The sequence below is a fragment of the Alcaligenes sp. SMD-FA genome (assembly GCF_025960365.1).
Classification (GTDB): domain Bacteria; phylum Pseudomonadota; class Gammaproteobacteria; order Burkholderiales; family Burkholderiaceae_B; genus Alcaligenes; species Alcaligenes aquatilis.
In genome coordinates, this window is sequence record NZ_CP110108.1 from 579,599 (window position 1) to 599,296 (window position 19,698).

Consider the following 19,698-nt stretch of genomic DNA (forward strand, 5'->3'; position numbering starts at 1 on the left):
GGCCTCAGGCTTGCTGAATGTCGACGGAGTAGGTGATTTCGGCAGTTTTGCCCAGCATGGCCGAAGCCGAGCAGTATTTGTCGTGCGACAGTTGTACGGCACGTTCCACGGCCGCCTGGGGCAAGTCTTTGCCAGTGACCACAAAGGTGAAATGAATCTTGGTAAAGACTTTGGGATCGGTGTCGGCGCGTTCGGCGGTCAGCTTGACTTGGCAGCCGGTAATGGCGTGACGGCCGCGTTTGAGAATCAGCACCACGTCGTAGGCCGCGCAGCCACCCGCGCCGGTCAGCAACATTTCCATGGGTCGGGGAGCCAGGTTATTGCCGCCGCCTTCGGGTGCACCGTCCATGGCCGTCACATGACCGCTGCCGGTACGGGCAAGGAACAGCATGCCGTCTTTGCCGCCCCAGTCGATTGTGCATTCCATAAGAATTCCTTTGTTTGCAGTGCGAGCCAAGACTCGTCAGTAGATAGATAGCGCTGATTGTACTTTTTGACGCGCTTGCGTGCAGCGTCTGTAGATAGTCTGTGGGGCGATGCCTACGGGCTGGCTCTGTTACAGCTGCTTGCGATTTTGTGGCGTGTGTTCCGTGCCCGTATAAGAAATTCCATATAGACAAATCAGAACAGAACGGTGCTCTTTGTAAGATTTGGACTGGTTTTGTTATTTGTCCTAGGATAAACTGCTGTTCGGTACACGGCATTTTGAAACAGATATGTCACAGGGGTTTACCCTCGCCTATAATGACTGTCGCCCGTATACCAAAAAATGTCGTGCTCGTATTTGTTCTGCCTCAATAAACCCTGCTTTCAATGGGGGCTTTATTCAGACGTAACAGACGGGTGTTTTAACATGACGGCTCTCGCGACCTAGGCAGTCGCAGATTTTTTGCGTCCATGCTCTTTCGATCTGCGACGCGTCAAGTGCCGCCGAGCTGCTTGGCAGCTTCACATTAACCAGGCCTGGATCATTGTGAATACCGTTTCAATACTGCTACTAGCTTTCATATTGTCCGTTACAGGACTCTTTGTTTTCATCTGGTCGTTACGACGTAACTTCTTTGACCACAGTCCCGCTGCCTCGCGTGAGATCTTCTCCAAAGGCGAAATCGGGCAGGTAGATGACCCTTCCGCCACCCCTGAACAACGTCAGGCACTTCAAGAAGAAATGGGTCGCAAGACGATTTCTGCTGAAGACCGTCAGGCGCTCAGTCTTGAGTTGGCAGAACGCGTTGAAGCTGACCGCTCCACCGCTTCGGTCACGTTCATCTTGCTGGCCTGTTCGGTCTTTTGGCTGCTGTTTGCCTCGACGGCAGGTTTGATCAGCTCGATCAAGTTGCACGATCCCGAATTTCTGACGCAGCACGCCTGGATGACTTTCGGGCGCATGCGTACGCTGCACCTGAACGGTGTGGCGTATGGCTGGGCGCCAATGGCCGCTTTTGGCGTTGCCATGTGGATGCTGCCGCGTTTGCTCAAGACTCCTTTGATCGGTGCGCGTTATGCCATCACGGGCGGGATCTTGTGGAATATCGGCCTGGCTATCGGTCTGACATGTATCGCAATGGGTATCACCGACGGTATGGAATGGCTGGAGATGCCCTGGCAGGTTGATATCCTGATGGTTATCGGTGGTGCTCTGGCTGCCTTGCCTTTGGTCTTCACCTTGCAAAACCGTCGTGCTCATCACCTGTATGTGTCGGTGTGGTACATGGGCGCAGCCCTGTTCTGGTTCCCCATCCTGTTCCTGGTCGGTAACCTGCCTGCCGTGCACGTGGGTGTTGAGCAAGCAACCATGAACTGGTGGTTTGGTCACAACGTGCTGGGTCTGTTCTACACGCCGATGGCCCTGGCTACGGTGTATTACTTCCTGCCCAAGATCATTGGCCAGCCTATCAGCTCTTACAACCTGTCTCTGGTGGGTTTCTGGGGCCTGGCATTTTTCTACGGTCAGGTCGGTGGTCACCACCTGGTTGGTGGTCCCGTACCGCAGTGGATGGTTACCCTGTCCATCGTGCAAAGCATGATGATGATCATCCCTGTGCTGGCGTTCTCGATTAACCAGCACTACACCATGAAAGGGCACTTCCGTACCCTGATTCACTCGCCTACTCTGCGCTTTATCGTGCTGGGTGGCATGATGTACACCGTCAGCTCCATTCAAGGTTCTTTTGAAGCGCTGCGCAGCATCAACACGATTACCCACTTCACGCACTTCACGGTTGCCCACGCCCATATCGGCTTGTATGGCTTCTTTACCATCGTGATGTTCGGCGCCATCTACTATGTGATGCCACGTGTGATGTCCTGGGAATGGCCTTACCCCAAACTGATCTCCCTGCACTTCTGGCTGGTCGTGATTGGTTTCTCCATTTACGCCATCGGTTTGAGCATTGGCGGCTGGTTGCAAGGTGTGGCCATGCTTGATCCGGCTAAGTCCTTCATGGAGTCGGTGTTTGTCACGATGCCTTACCTGAAGTCGCGCTCGATTGGTGGCGGTTTGATGACTTTGGGTCACCTTGTGTTTGCCTTCCACTTTGTGGCAATGGCTTTGCGCTATGGCAGCCGTCGTATTGGTCCAGCCCTGTTTCACCAGCGCTCGGCAACTCGCAATGTAGTGGAGGCATGATTTAGTCATGGAAAGCGAATACAAACTATTGGGCGGCGCCATGGTGACGCTGGCCCTGGCCACATCGGCTCTGGTCGTTGTCCCTTATCTGCAGGTGAAAAGGGTGGAGCCCTCTCCAGGGCTCAAGCCTTACACCGAGGTAGAACTGCGCGGCCGTCAGGAATATATCGATATGGGCTGTGTCTACTGTCACTCGCAGCAGCCACGCAGCCAAAACCAGGCTCCCGACTTCCAGCGTGGCTGGGGTCGTGCCTCGGTGGCAGGCGACTACTACTACGACACACCTCACTTGCTCGGCACCATGCGTACCGGTCCTGACCTGCTCAATATTGGTGCTCGTCAGCCTAGCGTGGACTGGCACCTGGGTCACTTGTATCAGCCTCGCGCCTACACCCCTGGCAGCAATATGCCTTCTTACCCCTTCATGTTCGAGCTCAAGGACAAGGCAGAGGAAGGCGATAAAGTTGTCAATCTACCCGGTGAATTTGCGCCTGAGGGTAAGGTGGTTGTGGCCAAGCAAGAGGCCCTGGACCTGGTTCAATACCTGTTGGCGCTGGATCGTACGTATCCCGTATCGCCAGCCAGCGTTATCAAATAAACAGGCATTGCTGAGCTAGCGCGCCCCGCAAGGCGGGGCGCCTCGGAGAATTAGAATGAGCGACAAACGTAAATATGACGCGCAGCTGCGTGAGAATGCTGATCCGGAAGAAAATGCAGCGCCGATTCCTTGGGTAGTTCTGCTGATCATTGCGGGTCTGTTCCTGTGGGGCATCTACTATATTTTCAGCAGCGACTTGAGCCATGACTCAACCGTAGGTGACAACCGTATCGTTGCCGACTTCGAATTGCCTGAAGGCGCGGTTGATGGTCAGCAGTTGTTCGTAGCCCAATGTGCCGCCTGTCACCAGGCAACGGGCGCAGGTGTTCCAGGCGTGTTCCCTCCACTAGTTGGTTCCGAGTGGGTGCTGCGCAAGCCAGAAGTTTTGGTCCAGATCATGCTGCATGGTATTACCGGTGAGCTTACCGTCAAGGGTAATAAGTACAATGGTGCAATGCCTGAGTTCCGCGAGAAGTTCAACGACGAGGAAATGACGGCTGTTGTTAATTACCTGCGTACAGAGTTGGGTGGCAATAGCGCCGATCCTGTAGACGTGGCCTTTGTCAAAGCCGAACGTGAAAAAACAGCTGATAAAACCGATCCTTGGAATGGGGACGCCGACCTGGCTCCCATGGAACAGTAGGACTGAAATGATGGGCCAGCGATGAGACTATTTATAAGTATTCTCCTGGTTTTTGCCCTGGGTATTGGGGCTTTGGCTCATCTGACACAAGGGTTCACTGCCCTGACCGCCGAGACGGCCCGTCGCAATGATGTCGCCGCTTCGCCGCGTCTGATATCCGATGTCGAAGTACTGCTCCCAGCCGGGGGCAGTACCCAGCTAAGTTCTCTGCTGCAAAATGATGGCCGCATCACCATCGTCAATTTCATCTATACCCGCTGCGTCACGCTATGTCTGGCGATGGGCTCGGAGTATCAGCAACTGCAAAAAGCCATTGTGGACGAAGGTTTGCAGGATCGCATACGTCTGCTGAGCATCAGCTTCGATCCCACCGACTCGCCCGATCACTTGCGCCGTTACAGCAAAACCATGAAGGCCAATCCCGACGTCTGGCAGTTTGTCACCATGATGCCGGGGGACCAGCGCCAGCGTGTACTGGATGATTTTGGCATCATCGTGATTCCTGCCCCCTTTGACGAGTACGAGCATAACGCGGCCTACCACGTCGTCAGCCCCGAGCCGCGCCTGGGGCGTATCGTGGATTATGGCGAGCCTATGCTGGCCCTGGCCTACGCCAAACGGGCCTTAGAGAACCTGAACAAGACGGAGGGGCTGTAATGTCGTTGAAACGTGTTGTTGCGCCCTCCACGGTACGTCCCTATTTAGGTAGCGCGCTGGCCTTGCTGGCTGCCGTGCTGTTTGCGTGTGCTGCTTTTTGGGATCGTCCCCTGACGGTATCCATGAGTCTGCACATGCTGGTGCATATTCCGCTGCTGGTGCTCTCGGGCGTTGCCTTGCAACTGGCATTGCGCTATCAGGGGGTAGGCCGTTCGCCTGCCATGCAGGCCTTGCTGCGCCCTTATTACGCCATGAATGAATATGGTTTGCCCGGCCTGATCCTGGTCAGTTTTGCTGCGGCTTACTGGATGGTTCCCAAGGCGCTGGATGATGTTCTGGTATCGCCTTCGATGGCCACTGCCAAATATATTGGTCTAGTGCTGATGGGCATGTTGTTTATGGAGTCCTGGCGACGTGCCCACTTGGTGTTTCGCCTGTTTTTCTTTGGCAACTTCAGTTGGATGATGGCCATTGTGGGTTTGCTGTATTACGACAATCCGGTTCGGCTCTGTAATTTCTACCTACAGTCCGACCAAGAGATTGCCGGCATAGGGCTGGTTATCATGGCTTGTGTGCTGCCATTGCTTTGGCTCTTGTCCGAGAGCAAGGCCGTGATCGCCTTTTTGCGGCAATAATACCCATCCATTTTGTTTTGCAGGTGTCCTCATGAGCCATACCGTTTCCAATAGCGATAATCGCCTGTACCGGCGCAACAGCTTTTTTGACCAGATTCTGAGCGAGACGAATCGGGCTTTGGAAGTATTGGGACGTTCCGCACGTGCTTCGCGCCCGAATCCCGCGGGTAAGGAAGTGTCCGAGATCACGGCGGACGAAGCCCGTCATGCGGCAGGTTTGATGCGTGTGAACCATGTGGGCGAGATTTGTGCCCAAGCCTTGTACCGTAGCCAGGCCATGCTGTGTAAAGATCCGCAGGCGACGGAAGTGCTGTTGCAAGCCGCGCAGGAAGAGGTTGATCATCTGGCCTGGTGCGATGACCGGCTGCGTGAACTGGACAGCCGTCCCAGCGTATTCAACCCTTTGTGGTATGCCGGATCCTTTGCGCTGGGCTTGCTCGCCAGCCGGGCAGGGGTGCCGTATAACCTGGGTTTTATGGCCGAGACCGAACGTCAGGTTGAAGAGCATCTGGAAAGTCATCTGCAGTCCTTGCCTGCCACCGATAATCGTTCACGCCGCATTGTAGAAAAAATGCGCGATGACGAAATTGAACATCGTCGTACCGCCGAGAATCATGGTGCAGCCGGTTTGCCGCCTCCGGTAAAAACCTTGATGCGCATGATGTCCAAGGTGATGACGACCACGGCTTATCGCCTGTAAAAGAAGTTTCCTGGCTAAGTCGCTCATCGTTGAGTACTGGGTTTTCAGAGCGGTAGCGGGTAAAACGGGCCAATAGTTGGCCCGTTTTGATTTATAGCCTCAAGGCTTGATAGACGGCCTAGGGTTAACGACTAGATACCTGACAGGGGATTTGCGCTAGCAAATTGATGTATTAAAGCGACAAGATGGCGATCTAAGGGTTTTCCTCAGCATTTATCTTGCATTGCAGCATTTTTGTAGGTAGACTGCAGTTATTGGATGTTGAAAAGAAAGCGGGAATAAGCAAAAGCACAAGCGTAATAACCCTTAGCTTTCTGGCTCGATATTTTATCTAGTAGCCCAACTTGCCACGATTGTCTCCTCCACCCTCCTCCTTTGGTGGATTTGCCCGAGATCTTTAGATCTCGGGTTTTTTTTGCCTGTGTTTGTCGGAGCGCTTGGTATAGCGTGAAAGCCTGTGCCAGGGCCTCCTTAGGCGGGTGTCGCAGTAAGTGTGGATGTGCAAGCTTGATCTGGGGGCTGAGCCCGGTTATGAAGCGGGAGCCTGAATGTAGAAAACCTTGTCCAACATGTTGATGGACAAGGTTTTTTTTACCTGCTTTGGGTGAGCTTACTTTTGTGGAACGGTAGCCACATGTAGCAAGTTTGTGCGACCACTGGTGCCAAAGGGAACACCGGCAATCATTACGATGGTGTCGCCAGCCTGAGCGAACTCATGCTGCGCTGCCATATCGGTCGCGTGATCAATCATTTCGCCCAGATCGCTGACGTCTTCGCAAGGCACGGCATGTACACCCCAGGCCAAGGTCAGACGGCGTGCGGTTTCCACACGGGGTGTCAGTGCCAGGATAGGAGCGATGGGCCGTTCACGGCTGGCGCGCAAGGCGCTAAAGCCGGTCGTGGTGTAGGCCACGTTTGTTGCTGGTTCCAGAATGCTGGCCACACGACGCAGGGCGCAGCAGATCGCGTCTGCGGTGCTGGCTTCGGCGGTGCTGTGGTTGGCTTCCAGAATGGTGCGCCAGCTAGGATCGTTTTCGATCTCTTTGATGATGCTGTCCATGATGGACACAGCCTCCAGTGGAAACTGGCCTGCGGCCGACTCGGCAGACAGCATGACGGCGTCGGCGCCCGAGTAAATGGCGGTGGCCACGTCGGAGGCTTCAGCACGAGTAGGGACAGGCGAGGAGATCATGGATTCCAGCATCTGTGTGGCAACGACCACCGGTCGCCCTGCCGCACGGGCAGTACGCACGATTTGACGCTGCAACACAGGCACGCGCTGGGGTGGGACTTCCACGCCCAGGTCGCCACGTGCCACCATCACGCCGTCGCACAACTGGACGATTTCTTCCAGGTGCTCCAACGCTTGTGGTTTTTCCAGCTTGGCCATGATCCAGGCCTTGTCACCGATCAGCTCGCGGGCTTCACGAATGTCGCCAGGACGCTGCACAAAGGACAGCGCAACCCAATCCACGCCTAATTCCAGTCCAAACTTCAGATCGACCAGGTCTTTCTCGGTCAAGGGCGAGATAGGCAGTACCACGCCGGGTACATTCACGCCTTTGCGATCGGACAGGGGGCCGCCAACCATGACGGTGGTTTCTGCAAAATCCGGACCAAAGCTGTCCACACGCAGACGCAGCTTGCCGTCATCGAGCAGCAGGTCTGTCCCGTCTTCCAGAGCGGCGAAGATTTCGGGGTGGGGCAGGTAGGCACGCTGGCTGGTTCCCTGGGCAGGGTCCAGATCCAGACGAAATTTCTGGCCGGTTTCCAATGTCACGCGGCCATCTTTCATTGTGCCAACGCGCAGCTTGGGGCCTTGCAGGTCCAATAGAATACCGATACTGCGACCGGTTTCCTTTTCAATCTGACGAATGGTGTGATAGCGCGCGGCATGGTCCTCGTGGCTGCCGTGGCTAAAGTTCAGGCGGAATACATCAGCTCCGGCCTCGAACAATTCACGAATGCGCTCTGGCGTGGAGCTGGCAGGACCCAGCGTAGCCAGAATGCGGGAATGACGTTGACGTTTCATGGGTTGTTGTCCTTAGGGGGATCGATAGCTCAAAGAGCAGCGATACCGGCGCGGGCGATCTGAGCGTCTTCAGGTGCTTTCACGCCGGACACGCCGACGGCACCAATGACTTGACCGTCCACCACAATCGGCTCGCCGCCTTCCAGTGGCGTAATGGGCATGGACAGAGCGGCAAAGCGACCATTGTTGACCATGTCTTCAAATACCTTGCTGGGCTTGCCACCACCAAGTACGCAGGTGTGTGCTTTTGCGGGGGCAACCTGGGCGCTCATCAAGGGAGCGCCGTCCATACGCTGCATCCAGAGCGCGTGACCGCCTGCATCGCAAATGGCGATGCTGACAGCCCAGTTGTTCTTGAGCGCTTCTTGCTCGGCAGCGGCAGCTATTTTTTTAACATCGGCCAGGGTCAGTACTTTTGTGTCTCTCATGTCCAGTCCTTTATGAAAAGCGTTAATCGCTAGGGGATAAAACCAAAATGGCACGGAAATCGTTGACGTTGGTCAGGGTCGGGCCCGTGACCAAGGCGTCATCCAAGGCTTCAAAGAAGCCATGACCATCATTATTGTCCAGACTGGCCCTGGGGCGTATACCTTGTTGCCAGGCACGCTCCAACGTGTCCGGACCGCAGAAGGCTCCGGCAATTTCTTCCTGGCCATCCACACCGTCGGTATCGCCTGCCAAGCCGTAGATACCGGGTGCCCCGTTCAAGGCGATGGCGGTGGACAGCAGAAACTCCACATTGCGACCGCCTCGGCCCTGGCCGCGTAAGGTTACGGTGGTTTCTCCGCCCGAGAGCAGCACGCAGGGAGCTTGGGCAGGCTGCTCATGTTGGGCAACGCTCAAGGCGATACCGGCCATGACTTTGCCGACATCGCGGGCTTCGCCCTCAATACTGTCGCCCAGCAAGACGGGACGCACGCCCCGGGCCTCAGCGACACGAGCGGCAGCCAGCAGGGCCAGTTGTGGTGTGGCGACCAAATGGGTGGTGACATGAGTCAGGCGTGGATCGTCGGGTTTGATGGTTTCGCCATTACCGCTCTCTAGCAGGGCACGGGCTGCGGCGGGAATGTCGATGCCGTAGCGGGTGATGATTTCCAGCGCTTGCTCGCACGTGGTGGGATCGGCCACCGTGGGGCCAGAAGCGATGTCCATGGGCTTGTCGCCGGGAACATCGGAAATCAGCAGGTTCAGAACACGGGCAGGAGCACAAGCCGCAGCCAGACGCCCCCCTTTGATGGCAGACAGGTGACGACGGACGGTGTTCATCTCGCCAATCGAGGCGCCCGATTTCAGCAGCGCCTTATTGATGGCTTGTTTGTCGGCCAGGGTGATGCCTTCTGCGGCCAGAGGCAGCAGAGACGAGCCACCTCCGGAAATCAGGCAAATCACCAGATCGTCCTCGTTCAGATTGCTGACCGTGCGCAAAATTTCGCGGGCTGCGTCTTCGCCGGCCTGGTCGGGCACAGGGTGGGACGCTTCCAGAATCTTGATGTGATCACACGGCACGCTGTAGCCGTACCGGGTCACGACCACGCCGCTGATAGGACCTTTGTCCCAGTGACGCTCCAGGGCCTGGGCCATTGCTGCTGATGCCTTACCCGCGCCGATCACAATGGTGCGCCCTTTAGGAGCATCGGGCAGGTAGGGCGGGATGCAGTGTTCGGGTTGAGCCGCGTTGATGGCAGCCTGAAACATTTTGCTGAGTAAGTCTTGTGGCTCGATCTTCATGGGGCAATCCTAAAGCAGAGCGATGGCAACAGGCCATCTTACTGCGCGACAACACGCCTTCACATCCCCGCTTCGACTTGCTGCTCCGAAGATGGGGGTACCTGGCGGTAAAAAAGCGGGCAGCAGCCCGCTTGCCGGACGTCCCAGCCGTGCTGGTTGAATGGAGAGAAAAACCAGCCCGGACGGGAGCATCCTTGAACCGGTCTTATTGACCAATCTCGTAATTGGCCATGATTTCCAGAGCGCGGACCATGGCGGAGTGGTCTTGTGCAGCGCCACCGTGGGCGGCGCAGGTGTTGAACAGTTCCTGGGCCGTTGCGGTGTTGGGCAAAGCCACGCCCAACTGACGCGCGGTGGTCAGGGCCAGGTTCAAGTCTTTCTGGTGCAGTTCAATGCGAAAGCCCGGATCAAAAGTGCGTTTGACCATGCGCTCGCCGTGTACTTCCAGAATGCGCGAGTTGGCAAAACCGCCCATCAGCGCTTCACGAACCTTGCCTGCATCGGCACCGGCCTTGGAGGCCAGCAACAGGGCTTCGCCCACGGCCTCAATGGTCAAGGCCACAATGATCTGGTTGGCCACTTTGGTGATCTGACCGTCGCCGTAGCCGCCGACCAGGGTGATGTTCTTGCCCATCAGTTCAAACAGCGGCTTGACCTTGTCGAAGGCTTCTTGCTTGCCGCCCACCATGATGGTCAACGAGCCGGCTTTGGCGCCGACCTCGCCACCGGATACCGGAGCGTCCAGGTATTCGCAGCCCAGCTTGACGATGCGCTCGGCAAAGCCTTTGGTGGCCACGGGGGAGATGGAGCTCATGTCCACCACGATCTTGCCAGCGGTCAGGCCGGCGGCAACGCCGTCTTCGCCAAACAGTGCGTCTTCTACGTGAGGGGTATCAGGCACCATCGTGATGATGATGTCAGCCTGACGGGTGACTTCGGTGCCGTTGGAGCAAACCGTTGCACCAGCTTCTTTCACGCTTTTGGGGAAGTCGCCACGGGTGTAGGCAAACAGCTCATGACCACCCTTGATCAGGTTGACGGCCATGGGTGCGCCCATGATGCCCAAACCAATAAAACCGATTTTAGCCATTGTGTAATCTCCTAATAATTATTTGCAGGTATCTGACGATCAGGCGGTGACTTCAGTCAGTTCAGTCATCCAGCCCAGGCCATCCTTGGTCACGCCAGCGGGCTTGTACTCGCCGCCGATCCAGCCCTGGTAGCCAATGCTGTCGATGTACTTGAACAGCCAGGCGTAGTTGATCTCGCCTGTGCCCGGTTCGTTGCGACCTGGGTTATCCGCGATCTGGATGTGTGCAATCTTGTCCAGGTGCTTTTTCATGGTGGCGGCCAGCTCGCCTTCCATGCGCTGGGCGTGGTAGACGTCGTATTGGATGAACAGATTGTCCGAACCCACGTCCTGCAACAGAGCCGCAGCCTGTTCGGTGCGATTCAGGTAGAAACCGGGGATGTCGAAGGTGTTGATGGGTTCAACCAGCAGACGCAGACCAGCGTCTTTCAGCTTGGCGGCTGCAAACTGCAGATTGCTGACCAGCGTTTTGTGGGTCAGTTCGCGATCAGCGCCCTCGGCCAGTTTGCCGGCCAGGCAGTTCACCTGTTTGCAGCCCAGCGTTGTGGCGTATTCGATGGCACGGCCAACGCCGTCCTGGAATTCGCCCACACGCTCGGGCAGGATTGCAATGCCGCGCTCGCCGCCGTCCCAGTCGCCCGCAGGCAGGTTGTGCAACACTTGGGTCAAACCGTGTTGTTGCAGTTTGTCAGCCAGTTGCTGTTTGTCGTAGGCGTAGGGAAACAGGTACTCCACTCCCTTGAAACCGGCTTGGGCCGCTGCCTGGAAGCGATCCAGGAAGTCGTGCTCGTTAAACAGCATAGTCAGGTTGGCGGCAAATTTTGGCATAGTGCTACTCCGTTTTTTAAATCAGCAATCAGTCCATCAGCGAGATGGCGGTGGGGGCGTCAATACCCGCTTCGGCCAGGGACTCGAATTCCGTCACATTGTGCAGTTCGGTGCCCATGGCAATGTTGGTGACGCGCTCCAGAATCAGTTCGACCACAACCGGCACGCTGAACTCTTTCATCCATGCACGAGCCTGTTCAATGGCAGGCTGGATGTCTTCGGGTTTGTGTACACGGATGGCTTTGCAACCCAGACCTTCCACCACAGTGATGTGATCCACACCATAACCTTCGGTTTCAGGGGCGTTGATGTTGTCAAAGGCCAGTTGTACACAATAGTCCATCTCGAAGCCACGCTGTGCCTGACGAATCAGACCCAGGTAGGCGTTGTTGACCAGAATATGGATGTAAGGCAGCTTGAATTGCGCACCCACGGCCAACTCTTCAATCATGAACTGGAAGTCGTAGTCGCCCGAAATGGCCACTACTTCACGGCCGGGGTCAGCCGCAACCACACCCAGAGCGGCGGGAATAGTCCAGCCCAATGGGCCTGCCTGACCGCAGTTGATCCAGTGACGTGGCTTGTACACGTGCAGAAACTGGGCGGCCGCAATCTGCGACAGACCAATAGTGCTGACGTAGGTGGTCGAAGGGCCAAAGGCGCGGTTCATTTCTTCGTATACGCGCTGAGGCTTCAAGGGCACGTTGTCGAAGTTGGTTTTGCGCTGCAAGGTGGCTTTGCGCTTCTGGCAATCGGCAACCCAGGCGGCACGGTCGCGCAGCTTGCCGGCAGCCTTGTATTCTTTGGCCACTTCAATGAACAGCTTCAGTGCCGCGCCAGCGTCCGAGGCAATGCCCAGATCAGGGCCGAATACGCGACCGATCTGTGTGGGTTCGATATCTACGTGCACGAATTTTCGGCCTTCGGTGTACACATCCACGGAGCCGGTGTGGCGGTTGGCCCAGCGGTTACCGATACCGAATACGAAGTCCGAAGCCAGCAAAGTCTGGTTGCCGTAGCGGTGCGAGGTCTGCAGACCCACCATGCCGGCCATCAGCGGGTGATCGTCGGCAACCGTGCCCCAGCCCATCAGGGTTGGAATAACAGGGACGTTGACCAGCTCGGCAAACTCTTGCAGCAGCTCGGATGCGTTGGCGTTGATCACGCCACCACCGGAGACGATCAGCGGACGCTCGGAAGCGTTCAGCAGTTCTATGGCTTTTTCAGCCTGGGCGCGGGTGGCGGTTGGCTTGTAGGCTTCCAGTGGTGAGTAGGTGTCCAGATCGAATTCGATCTCGGCCATCTGCACGTCGATAGGCATATCAATCAGCACAGGACCGGGGCGGCCCGAGCGCATGATGTGAAAGGCTTGCTGGAACACACGCGGGATCAGATCGGGTTCGCGAACTGTTACAGCCCATTTGGTCACAGGCTTGGCAATGGATTCAATGTCCACCGCCTGGAAGTCTTCTTTGTACAGGCGGGCACGAGGGGCCTGACCGGTAATGCACAGAATTGGGATCGAGTCAGCCGATGCGGAGTACAGGCCGGTGATCATGTCGGTGCCAGCGGGGCCGGAAGTACCGATACATACGCCGATATTGCCGGGATTGGCACGGGTAAAACCTTCGGCCATGTGGGAAGCGCCTTCCACGTGACGGGCGAGAATGTGATCAAAGCCACCTTCTTTGCGCAGGGCGGAGTAGAAGGGGTTGATGGCGGCGCCGGGCACGCCAAATACGGTGCTCACGCCTTCTTTACGTAAAATTGCGGCGGCGGCGTCCACTGCTCTCATTCGAGCCATTGATATCTCCTAGATCATCGTTTGACGAAATTCACAACTCGATAATAAGGAGTGATGGACCTGCCTAGAAATGGTGGTACGATTGTTTCTATCGATACTTGGAGTATTGAATGAGCCGTTACACCGAAATTAGAAGTTTTGCATTGGTCGCTGAAAAAGGCAGTTTTGCGGCCGCTTCCGTGGTCGAAGGAGTCACCCCCGTGGTCATGGGTCGCCGCCTGGATGCGTTGGAGCAGCGTCTGGGGGTGCGCTTGATGCACCGATCCACTCGCGGGCTGACATTGACCGATCTGGGCGAGCAGTTTCTGGAGCAGTGCAAACAAATTCTGAAGGACTTTGAAGAGGCCGAAGCCAGTATCAGCGCCCAGCGTAAAGTGGTGCGCGGACACCTGGTGGTATCGGCTCCGGCGGCCTTTGGGCGCCGTCATGTAGCGCCCCATGCCTTGTCCTTCAAAAAGCGTTATCCCGAGCTGAAGCTGTCTTTTAACTTCACCGACAGCGTGGTGGATCTGGTGCGTGAGGGCTATGACATGGCCTTGCGGATTGGTGAAGTGACTGACCCCAACTATGTGGCCGTTCGCCTGTATCCGAACCGGCGTGTGGTATGCGGCACGCCTGAATACTTTGAGCGCTATGGTGTACCGCGCGTGCCTGAAGATCTGGCGCGTCACAACTGCTTGGCCTTTAACTTGCAAGGCGGTCAGCAACGCGGCTGGACCTTCCTGCGTGATGGCCGGCCTTTGGCGGTACGAGTCGATGGGGACCTGGATTGCAATGACGGTGAACTGCTTTTTAATTGGGTCAAGCAAGGTTGGGGCATAGGCTGGCGATCTACCTGGGAAATTCAGCCAGAACTCAAGCGGGGCGAGCTGGTAACGGTGCTGAATGAGTTCGAGATTCCCAGCTACGATATCCAGGCGGTGTATCAGCAGCAGCGCTATTTACCGGCCAAGGTGCGGCGTTTTATTGACTATTTGCGCGCCATCTATAACACGCCGGGCTACTGGGATGGCGAGGTGAGGTTCTAGCGTTTTTGCGTATTTCAACTGTAAAAAACCGCTTCGAAAAGCGGTTTTTTGCTGCGTACGACTTAGAAATGCCATTCCAACTGTACGGTCGGGGCGCTGGTTTTGATACCGGGTTTCAGGCTGCCGTCTGCCTTGTAGCGGTTGCCGAACTTGTTGTACCAGTACTCGTAGCCAATTCCCACCCACAAGGTGTTCTTCTTGTCGAAAGCCACTTTACCCACGTCAGCCATCAAAGACGTGCGAACCAGCACTTCAGACTTGGTACTGATACCGGCGTAGTCGTCACCTTTGGGGCCGGCATAGTTGGCAAAGCCCTGGAACTTCAAAGGCACTGAACCCACATCAAATGGCAGATTCCAGTTCAGGCTGGCCAGAAACTGGGTGTCGAAAGAGCGGCGGCTGTCCGGGCAGGCGGGAGCGCCCAGACCGCAGTGGTTCCACTCTTTCCCAACCATCAGGCTCAGATCTACAAAGCCTCGGGGCACATCGAATTTAAAGGTAGGGCCCAGCACCAGTAGGCGTTTGCGCGGTGCAAAGGCGGTGTTTTTGGTATTCAGGTCAAAACCCGCTGTGACGGCTACATCTTTCACGGGGCCAAAGCTGATGTTCTTGTCGAATACCTTGCTCATGGAGAGCTGGTGGCGATAGGTGGCGTAGAACTCGGTGGCGCCATTGCTGCCGTTGCCATTGGAGGGGTCGTAGCGGTCCGATTGCAGGATGTCGAGGTTAAAGAAGTTCTGCCCCAAGCTGTAGCCATTGACGTGGGTCAGGCTCAGGATGTGCTTCTGGATAGTCCGGTCGTTCATCGGCTCGGTGTACTGCGTGCTGAATCGGTAGCCTAAAAAGGTGTCGCTCCAGTCGGCTGCGAAAGCGGGGCTGGACAGCAGGGGGGCGGCTAGCAGGGCGCATGCCCAGCGAGCAGGGTGTCGGTGTTTCATGGTGTCTCCTCTTTGAATGGGCGCAAACAGGTCCCTGGGATCTGGTGTCCCTTGTGGCCTGCTGCTGTAGTTTTTTTGCGTGGGTGCTACTGACCTTGCTTAGATTAATTATGGACAGTCGATACTTTTATGAAGGTATTGCAGAAATTTGAATAGCCGCCCGGTTTCACGCGTGGGCGGCTATTCAAAAGGGGGGCTTAGCCGTTTTGTGAGGCTAGTTGATTGCTGGTTTCTTCAGCCGCTTTTTGGGCGTTGGCCTGTTTGCGAGCCTGGGTGGCTGCGGTGGACTCAACAGCGTGGCCTTGGTCGGCGTACTTTTCCATGCCGTTGAAAAACAGGTTCAGCAAGATGGCAGAGACGGCAGCCAGCAAGATTCCGCTATGCAGCAAGGGAGCCAGCGCGGGTGGCATTTTGTCCAGCAGGTGCTCGGCAACCAGGGGGATCATGCCAAAGCCCAGGCTGATGGCCACGATGTAGGGGTTGTAAGGGTTGCGGTTCAGGTTGGCCGACATCAGGATCTTGATGCCAGTCGCAGCCACCATCCCAAACATCACGATGCCAGCACCACCCAGAACATAGTTGGGAATGGAGGCCACGATGAACGCCATTTTGGGAAACAGGCCCAGCATGATCAGGAAGGCACCGCCCATGACACATACCCAGCGGCTGCGCACACCGGTCACGCTGACCAACCCTACGTTCTGCGAGAAAGAGCTGTGCGGGAAAGTGTTCATGATGCCGCCCACCAGGGTGCCCAGGCCGTCGGTGCGCAGACCACGCACCAGCGCTTCACGGTCGGTAGGACGGCCGCAGATGGAACCCAGTGCCAGGAACATGCCCAGCGATTCAACCATGATCACCACCATGATCAGCGACAGGACCGCCGCTGCGCCCAGCAGGGCCCAGCTGAAAGTCGGTACGCCAAAGTGAAATGGAGTCACCACAGCAAACCAACTGGTCTGATCCAGACCTTCAAAGGTGATGCGACCCATGGCCAAGGAAACGAAGAAACCGACCAGCAGGCCAATCAGCACCGCCACGTTTGCCAGGAAACCGCGCGCAAACTTGGTGATCAGCAAGATGACGGTCAGCACCATCAGGGCAATGCCCAGGTTTTCCAACGAACCGTAGTCGGGATTGGGGATGGACATGCCGGTGGCCGGATCTGTAATGGTGGGGGCGCCGCCACCAATCCAGTTCAGACCCACGCGCATCAGCGTTACACCAATGACGGTAATGATGATGCCGGTCACAACAGGGGGGAACAGGCCCATCAGACGGCTAAATACCGGAGCGATCAGAATACTGAAGATACCGGCCAGGATCGTGGCGCCAAAAATACCGGGCAGACCCAGTTGTGGGTCCAGGCCGATGGCGATCATGGGGCTGACCGCTGCAAACGACACACCCATCATGACGGGCAGCTTGATGCCGAACATGCCCAGACCGCGAGCCTGAATGATGGTAATCAGGCCACAACACAGCAGGTCGGCATTGATCAGGAATGCGATCTGTTCTTTGGACAGGCCCAAAGCCGCGCCAATGATCAGGGGGACAGCAACTGCGCCCGCGTACATCACCATGACGTGTTGCAAACCAAGGGTTGCCAGGCGCCCCGTTGGTAGGCGTTCATCTACACCGTCACAAGCAACAGGTGTGGACACTTCTGGGTTGGCGGACATCCGGGTCTCCTTTATTAATACGTTATGCGCAGCCGATGCCTGGGCGCGTAAGCATAAAGTTATCGGATGGGCTGTATCACTGGAAGGCAGTACGGCTTGATAAGTAGAATACGTAAAAGCGTATGGCAGGCTGATTGGTGTAATGGTGAAAGGAGATAAGCCCGGTAGACGGGGCGCTGTGTTCAAGCCAGGGACGAGCCAATTCCTGCTTTTTTCATGTGTTTTACGCCGCTAGGGGTATTGCCCACCTAGTCCAGTCTCAAAAACTGTGTTAGAAGCCGCCAAACTACGGGTTGGTGCATGGTTTTAGCGGGGGCGGCGAAACTGATAGGGATAAAAAAAGCGGCTTGTCAGCCGCTTTGGGAAATCTGCTTATTTGTCCGACCACAGAACACCGGCCGTGGCCCAGTTCTCGCGTTTGACGTCGGTAAAGACAATATCAACCGCCTCTGGTGTACAGCCAAGCACGCGACAGGCTTCTTTGGTCAGGGCCTGGGCAAGTTCACGTTTGATTTCCACAGGACGGCCGTCGAATAGTTGTACGTTAATAGAAGGCATAGAGACTCCGTAAGGGGGATGGGATTAGCGGCAAAAATTCGGCTCGCTCTGGTAGAGCTTGCGCAGCAAGGCTGGCCATTCTAACAAGCCCTCTGGCTCGTTCCCCGGCAAAAGTTGGCGGTGTGTCAAAGCCAGTACATCCTGGGTAGGAAGGTGCAATTGGGGGCTTGCTGCCATGGCAGACAGTTGAATGCGGCAGGCGCGCTCTAGCGCGTCCATCAGGACATAGGCTTCGGCCACCGTACGCCCGCAGGTCAGCGCCCCGTGATTGCGTAAAAGCAGGGCGGGGTGTTTGCCTAAGTGCTGGAGCAGAGCTTGTTGCTCGTCGGGCGCAAAGGCCAGGCCGGCGTAAGGGTGGTAGCCAATATCCTGCCAGAAACGCATGGCGTGTTGCGACAGGGGCAGCAATCCACAGGACAGGGCCGAGACCGCAATCGAGGCATCTGTATGTAAATGAATGACACAGTGTGCATCGGCACGAGCGCGGTGGACGGCACCATGAATGGCAAAACCGCTGGGGTTGGCACGGCGGCCTGTGCCGTCCACAACTTGGCCCTGGGTATCAATCAAGAGCAGATTGGAGGCGCAGATTTCATCAAAGCGCAGACCAAAGGGATTGATCAGGAAAATGTCGTCGTGGCCGGGCAGGCGCAGGGAAAGGTGGGTGTAGATGATATCGTCCCAGCCCTGGCGGGCCGCCAGCCGGTAAGCGGCGGCCAGATTGACGCGGGCGCGCCAGTGCTCGGGATCAATATCCGCCGGACGATGGGCATAAATGGCCTCGATGTCCGGCGTGATAGGACAGGACTGGCTCACGCTGTCGTGGTTTCCAGTTCAGCGATGGTGGCTTTTTCTTCCAACTGAATCACATCGCAGTTGTCACCAGGGCCTTTGCGGTCAATCACAATGAAGTCGGCTACTTGATTCAGGGCCATCAAGGGGTGATGCCATACGCCGGTTGCGTAGTTCACGCCCTGATCGCCACGAGCCAGGAACAGGCGCAGATCGCTTGCCTTGGGAGTGGGGCCGGCGGGGGCCACAATCACCAGATATGGCTGGCCGGACTGGGGAATGAAGGCCTGGCTCCCCTTGGGGTGGCGCTCCATCATTTCCACGGTAAAGGGCAGGGTGCGTGGCTGGCCACGAAAAATGGACACAATCGCGTGACCCTCTGGGCCCGGTTCAATCTTGGCCAGATCGTGGTAGCGCTCGGTATTGCCGTCGTTGATGGTGAAGTGCTGAACCGTGTCGCAGGCCTCGATGACATCACCAAAAGGGGCGAAGGCTTCGGCTGTCAGGGTTTCCAACTTCAATGTGATTGTCATGGCAGAGGTCCTTGATAAGACAGACTCGCGTGGGGCGGTAGGCAGCCGCGCCACGAAAACTCAGAGCAAACAAGGGGGAGCGTACCCGAAGGCTGGTGCAACCCCGTGAACGGGATGGATCTTCTGGACGAGCCAGCAGGCGGGAAAATCAGGCCAGCAGCGCATCCAGACGGAAACGGGCAATCTTGCCGATTTCGGTCAGACAAGTTTGAAACTCAAGCTCAGCATCGTTGTTCAGGCGGGCTTCTACTGTATCCATGATTTGGTAACGGCTCAAACCCTTGACGGCAATCACGAAGGGAAAGCCGAAACGCTCACGGTACTGGGCGTTCAGGCCACGTAGGCGGGCCAATTCTTCGGCCGAGCATTGGTCCAGGCCGGCGCCACGTTGTTCTCCGGTTGACGCGCTGGTCAGTGTCCCTTGCTCGGCTTCTTTGCCAGCCAGTTCGGGGTGAGCACAGATCAGGTTCTTTTGTTCTTCGTACGAGGCGTCCTGGACCACCTGCACCATGCAGGCATGCAGTTGATCCACGCTGTCAAACGGACGCTGGTTCCAACTACGCTCAGGGACCCAAGGGGAGTGTTCGAAAATACCTTCGAGTCTATCCACAAATTGCCTCTGATCCAGGCTGGAGAGTTCAGCTAGCGCATGTGTGGTGGTAAGGGTTTGAGTGGTCATGTGTCAGTCCGATTGTCTAAGCGTAAAGAGTGCGAGCCCAGGCGGCTCCAGGATCAGGCCTGGGGACCGTTTTATCAAGGGTGGTGGGTGGACGTTTATACAGTCTGTTTGATGTATTCAAACCCTTATAAACCACCGCCTGTG

Annotated in this window: 20 protein-coding genes; 7 read left to right on the top strand and 13 right to left on the bottom strand. The window is 56.5% G+C overall.

Annotated features, from left to right (window positions below):
* Positions 1-4: 4 nt before the first annotated feature.
* On the bottom strand, positions 5-427 hold the full coding sequence (locus OKX01_RS02620; protein WP_162496913.1) for an OsmC family protein: 423 nt from the start codon (positions 425-427) through the stop codon (positions 5-7).
* 546 nt (positions 428-973) lie between these two features.
* Here OKX01_RS02620 and OKX01_RS02625 point away from each other — a divergent pair.
* Genes OKX01_RS02625 through coq7 form a run of 6 tightly spaced genes read left to right on the top strand, consistent with a single transcriptional unit; the run spans position 974 to position 5,862 of the window.
* Positions 974-2,629 carry a cbb3-type cytochrome c oxidase subunit I gene (locus OKX01_RS02625; RefSeq protein ID WP_264672413.1) on the top strand — a complete coding sequence of 552 codons (1,656 nt, stop codon included), beginning with the start codon at positions 974-976 and terminating at the stop codon, positions 2,627-2,629.
* A gap of 7 nt (positions 2,630-2,636) precedes the next feature.
* A complete protein-coding gene (locus OKX01_RS02630) occupies positions 2,637-3,227 on the top strand; it encodes a cbb3-type cytochrome c oxidase subunit II (RefSeq protein WP_094195575.1) in 591 nt (196 codons plus the stop codon).
* Between the two features lie 55 nt (positions 3,228-3,282).
* Positions 3,283-3,870 carry a c-type cytochrome gene (locus OKX01_RS02635; protein ID WP_108728141.1) on the top strand — a complete coding sequence of 196 codons (588 nt, stop codon included), beginning with the start codon at positions 3,283-3,285 and terminating at the stop codon, positions 3,868-3,870.
* 21 nt (positions 3,871-3,891) lie between these two features.
* Entirely contained in the window at positions 3,892-4,527 is a 636-nt protein-coding gene (locus OKX01_RS02640) for an SCO family protein (protein WP_094195577.1), read from the top strand.
* Complete coding sequence (locus tag OKX01_RS02645; protein WP_108728140.1) at positions 4,527-5,162, top strand: hypothetical protein; 636 nt, start codon at positions 4,527-4,529, stop codon at positions 5,160-5,162. Before OKX01_RS02640 ends, OKX01_RS02645 begins: the two co-directional genes overlap by 1 nt.
* Positions 5,163-5,193: 31 nt before the next feature.
* The gene (gene coq7 / locus OKX01_RS02650) at positions 5,194-5,862 is read left to right on the top strand and encodes a 2-polyprenyl-3-methyl-6-methoxy-1,4-benzoquinone monooxygenase (RefSeq protein WP_094195579.1); all 669 of its coding nucleotides are present in this window, start codon (positions 5,194-5,196) and stop codon (positions 5,860-5,862) included.
* Positions 5,863-6,472: 610 nt separating this feature from the next.
* Here coq7 and pyk read toward each other — a convergent pair.
* The 6 genes from pyk to gcl all read right to left on the bottom strand — a co-directional run bounded on the left by pyk (position 6,473) and on the right by gcl (position 13,344).
* Positions 6,473-7,894, bottom strand: a complete 1,422-nt coding sequence (gene pyk, locus OKX01_RS02655) for a pyruvate kinase (protein ID WP_094195580.1) — start codon at positions 7,892-7,894, stop codon at positions 6,473-6,475.
* Positions 7,895-7,923: 29 nt separating this feature from the next.
* Positions 7,924-8,322, bottom strand: a complete 399-nt coding sequence (locus tag OKX01_RS02660) for a GlcG/HbpS family heme-binding protein (protein WP_009461115.1) — start codon at positions 8,320-8,322, stop codon at positions 7,924-7,926.
* Between the two features lie 22 nt (positions 8,323-8,344).
* Entirely contained in the window at positions 8,345-9,622 is a 1,278-nt protein-coding gene (locus OKX01_RS02665) for a glycerate kinase (protein ID WP_264672414.1), read from the bottom strand.
* A gap of 205 nt (positions 9,623-9,827) precedes the next feature.
* Positions 9,828-10,712: a 2-hydroxy-3-oxopropionate reductase gene (locus tag OKX01_RS02670; RefSeq protein ID WP_264672415.1), complete on the bottom strand. Its 885-nt coding sequence runs from the start codon at positions 10,710-10,712 to the stop codon at positions 9,828-9,830.
* A gap of 39 nt (positions 10,713-10,751) precedes the next feature.
* A complete protein-coding gene (gene hyi / locus OKX01_RS02675) occupies positions 10,752-11,540 on the bottom strand; it encodes a hydroxypyruvate isomerase (protein ID WP_264672416.1) in 789 nt (262 codons plus the stop codon).
* Between the two features lie 28 nt (positions 11,541-11,568).
* A complete protein-coding gene (gene gcl / locus OKX01_RS02680) occupies positions 11,569-13,344 on the bottom strand; it encodes a glyoxylate carboligase (RefSeq protein WP_108728136.1) in 1,776 nt (591 codons plus the stop codon).
* 110 nt (positions 13,345-13,454) lie between these two features.
* Between gcl and OKX01_RS02685 the strand changes: the two genes are divergently transcribed.
* Positions 13,455-14,372, top strand: a complete 918-nt coding sequence (locus OKX01_RS02685) for a LysR family transcriptional regulator (protein ID WP_108728135.1) — start codon at positions 13,455-13,457, stop codon at positions 14,370-14,372.
* A 62-nt stretch (positions 14,373-14,434) separates the two neighbouring features.
* Here the strand turns inward: OKX01_RS02685 and OKX01_RS02690 are convergent, their stop codons facing one another.
* From OKX01_RS02690 to uraD, 6 genes are all read right to left on the bottom strand, one after another.
* Positions 14,435-15,310, bottom strand: coding sequence for a hypothetical protein (locus tag OKX01_RS02690; RefSeq protein ID WP_094195586.1), 876 nt, complete (start codon positions 15,308-15,310; stop codon positions 14,435-14,437).
* Between the two features lie 197 nt (positions 15,311-15,507).
* Positions 15,508-16,992 carry a nucleobase:cation symporter-2 family protein gene (locus OKX01_RS02695; protein ID WP_094195587.1) on the bottom strand — a complete coding sequence of 495 codons (1,485 nt, stop codon included), beginning with the start codon at positions 16,990-16,992 and terminating at the stop codon, positions 15,508-15,510.
* 372 nt (positions 16,993-17,364) lie between these two features.
* Positions 17,365-17,550 carry a 4-oxalocrotonate tautomerase gene (locus OKX01_RS02700; RefSeq protein ID WP_094195588.1) on the bottom strand — a complete coding sequence of 62 codons (186 nt, stop codon included), beginning with the start codon at positions 17,548-17,550 and terminating at the stop codon, positions 17,365-17,367.
* Positions 17,551-17,574: 24 nt separating this feature from the next.
* The gene (locus OKX01_RS02705; protein WP_094195589.1) at positions 17,575-18,366 is read right to left on the bottom strand and encodes a class II aldolase/adducin family protein; all 792 of its coding nucleotides are present in this window, start codon (positions 18,364-18,366) and stop codon (positions 17,575-17,577) included.
* Positions 18,363-18,875, bottom strand: coding sequence for an ureidoglycolate lyase (locus OKX01_RS02710; protein WP_094195590.1), 513 nt, complete (start codon positions 18,873-18,875; stop codon positions 18,363-18,365). Before OKX01_RS02710 ends, OKX01_RS02705 begins: the two co-directional genes overlap by 4 nt.
* A 148-nt stretch (positions 18,876-19,023) precedes the next feature.
* Positions 19,024-19,554 (bottom strand): 2-oxo-4-hydroxy-4-carboxy-5-ureidoimidazoline decarboxylase, encoded by a 531-nt coding sequence (uraD, locus tag OKX01_RS02715; RefSeq protein ID WP_094195591.1) that lies wholly within the window; start codon positions 19,552-19,554, stop codon positions 19,024-19,026.
* Positions 19,555-19,698: the final 144 nt, after the last annotated feature.

Excerpts from the sequence above, each read along its gene's own strand:
- OKX01_RS02620 (WP_162496913.1), bottom strand. The coding sequence starts at position 427 with ATGGAATGCACAATCGACTGGGGCGGCAAAGACGGCATGCTGTTCCTT.
- OKX01_RS02630 (WP_094195575.1), top strand. The coding sequence starts at position 2,637 with ATGGAAAGCGAATACAAACTATTGGGCGGCGCCATGGTGACGCTGGCC.
- OKX01_RS02635 (WP_108728141.1), top strand. The coding sequence starts at position 3,283 with ATGAGCGACAAACGTAAATATGACGCGCAGCTGCGTGAGAATGCTGAT.
- OKX01_RS02640 (WP_094195577.1), top strand. The coding sequence starts at position 3,892 with ATGAGACTATTTATAAGTATTCTCCTGGTTTTTGCCCTGGGTATTGGG.
- OKX01_RS02645 (WP_108728140.1), top strand. The coding sequence starts at position 4,527 with ATGTCGTTGAAACGTGTTGTTGCGCCCTCCACGGTACGTCCCTATTTA.
- coq7 (WP_094195579.1), top strand. The coding sequence starts at position 5,194 with ATGAGCCATACCGTTTCCAATAGCGATAATCGCCTGTACCGGCGCAAC.
- pyk (WP_094195580.1), bottom strand. The coding sequence starts at position 7,894 with ATGAAACGTCAACGTCATTCCCGCATTCTGGCTACGCTGGGTCCTGCC.
- OKX01_RS02660 (WP_009461115.1), bottom strand. The coding sequence starts at position 8,322 with ATGAGAGACACAAAAGTACTGACCCTGGCCGATGTTAAAAAAATAGCT.
- OKX01_RS02665 (WP_264672414.1), bottom strand. The coding sequence starts at position 9,622 with ATGAAGATCGAGCCACAAGACTTACTCAGCAAAATGTTTCAGGCTGCC.
- OKX01_RS02670 (WP_264672415.1), bottom strand. The coding sequence starts at position 10,712 with ATGGCTAAAATCGGTTTTATTGGTTTGGGCATCATGGGCGCACCCATG.
- hyi (WP_264672416.1), bottom strand. The coding sequence starts at position 11,540 with ATGCCAAAATTTGCCGCCAACCTGACTATGCTGTTTAACGAGCACGAC.
- gcl (WP_108728136.1), bottom strand. The coding sequence starts at position 13,344 with ATGGCTCGAATGAGAGCAGTGGACGCCGCCGCCGCAATTTTACGTAAA.
- OKX01_RS02685 (WP_108728135.1), top strand. The coding sequence starts at position 13,455 with ATGAGCCGTTACACCGAAATTAGAAGTTTTGCATTGGTCGCTGAAAAA.
- OKX01_RS02690 (WP_094195586.1), bottom strand. The coding sequence starts at position 15,310 with ATGAAACACCGACACCCTGCTCGCTGGGCATGCGCCCTGCTAGCCGCC.
- OKX01_RS02695 (WP_094195587.1), bottom strand. The coding sequence starts at position 16,992 with ATGTCCGCCAACCCAGAAGTGTCCACACCTGTTGCTTGTGACGGTGTA.
- OKX01_RS02700 (WP_094195588.1), bottom strand. The coding sequence starts at position 17,550 with ATGCCTTCTATTAACGTACAACTATTCGACGGCCGTCCTGTGGAAATC.
- OKX01_RS02710 (WP_094195590.1), bottom strand. The coding sequence starts at position 18,875 with ATGACAATCACATTGAAGTTGGAAACCCTGACAGCCGAAGCCTTCGCC.
- uraD (WP_094195591.1), bottom strand. The coding sequence starts at position 19,554 with ATGACCACTCAAACCCTTACCACCACACATGCGCTAGCTGAACTCTCC.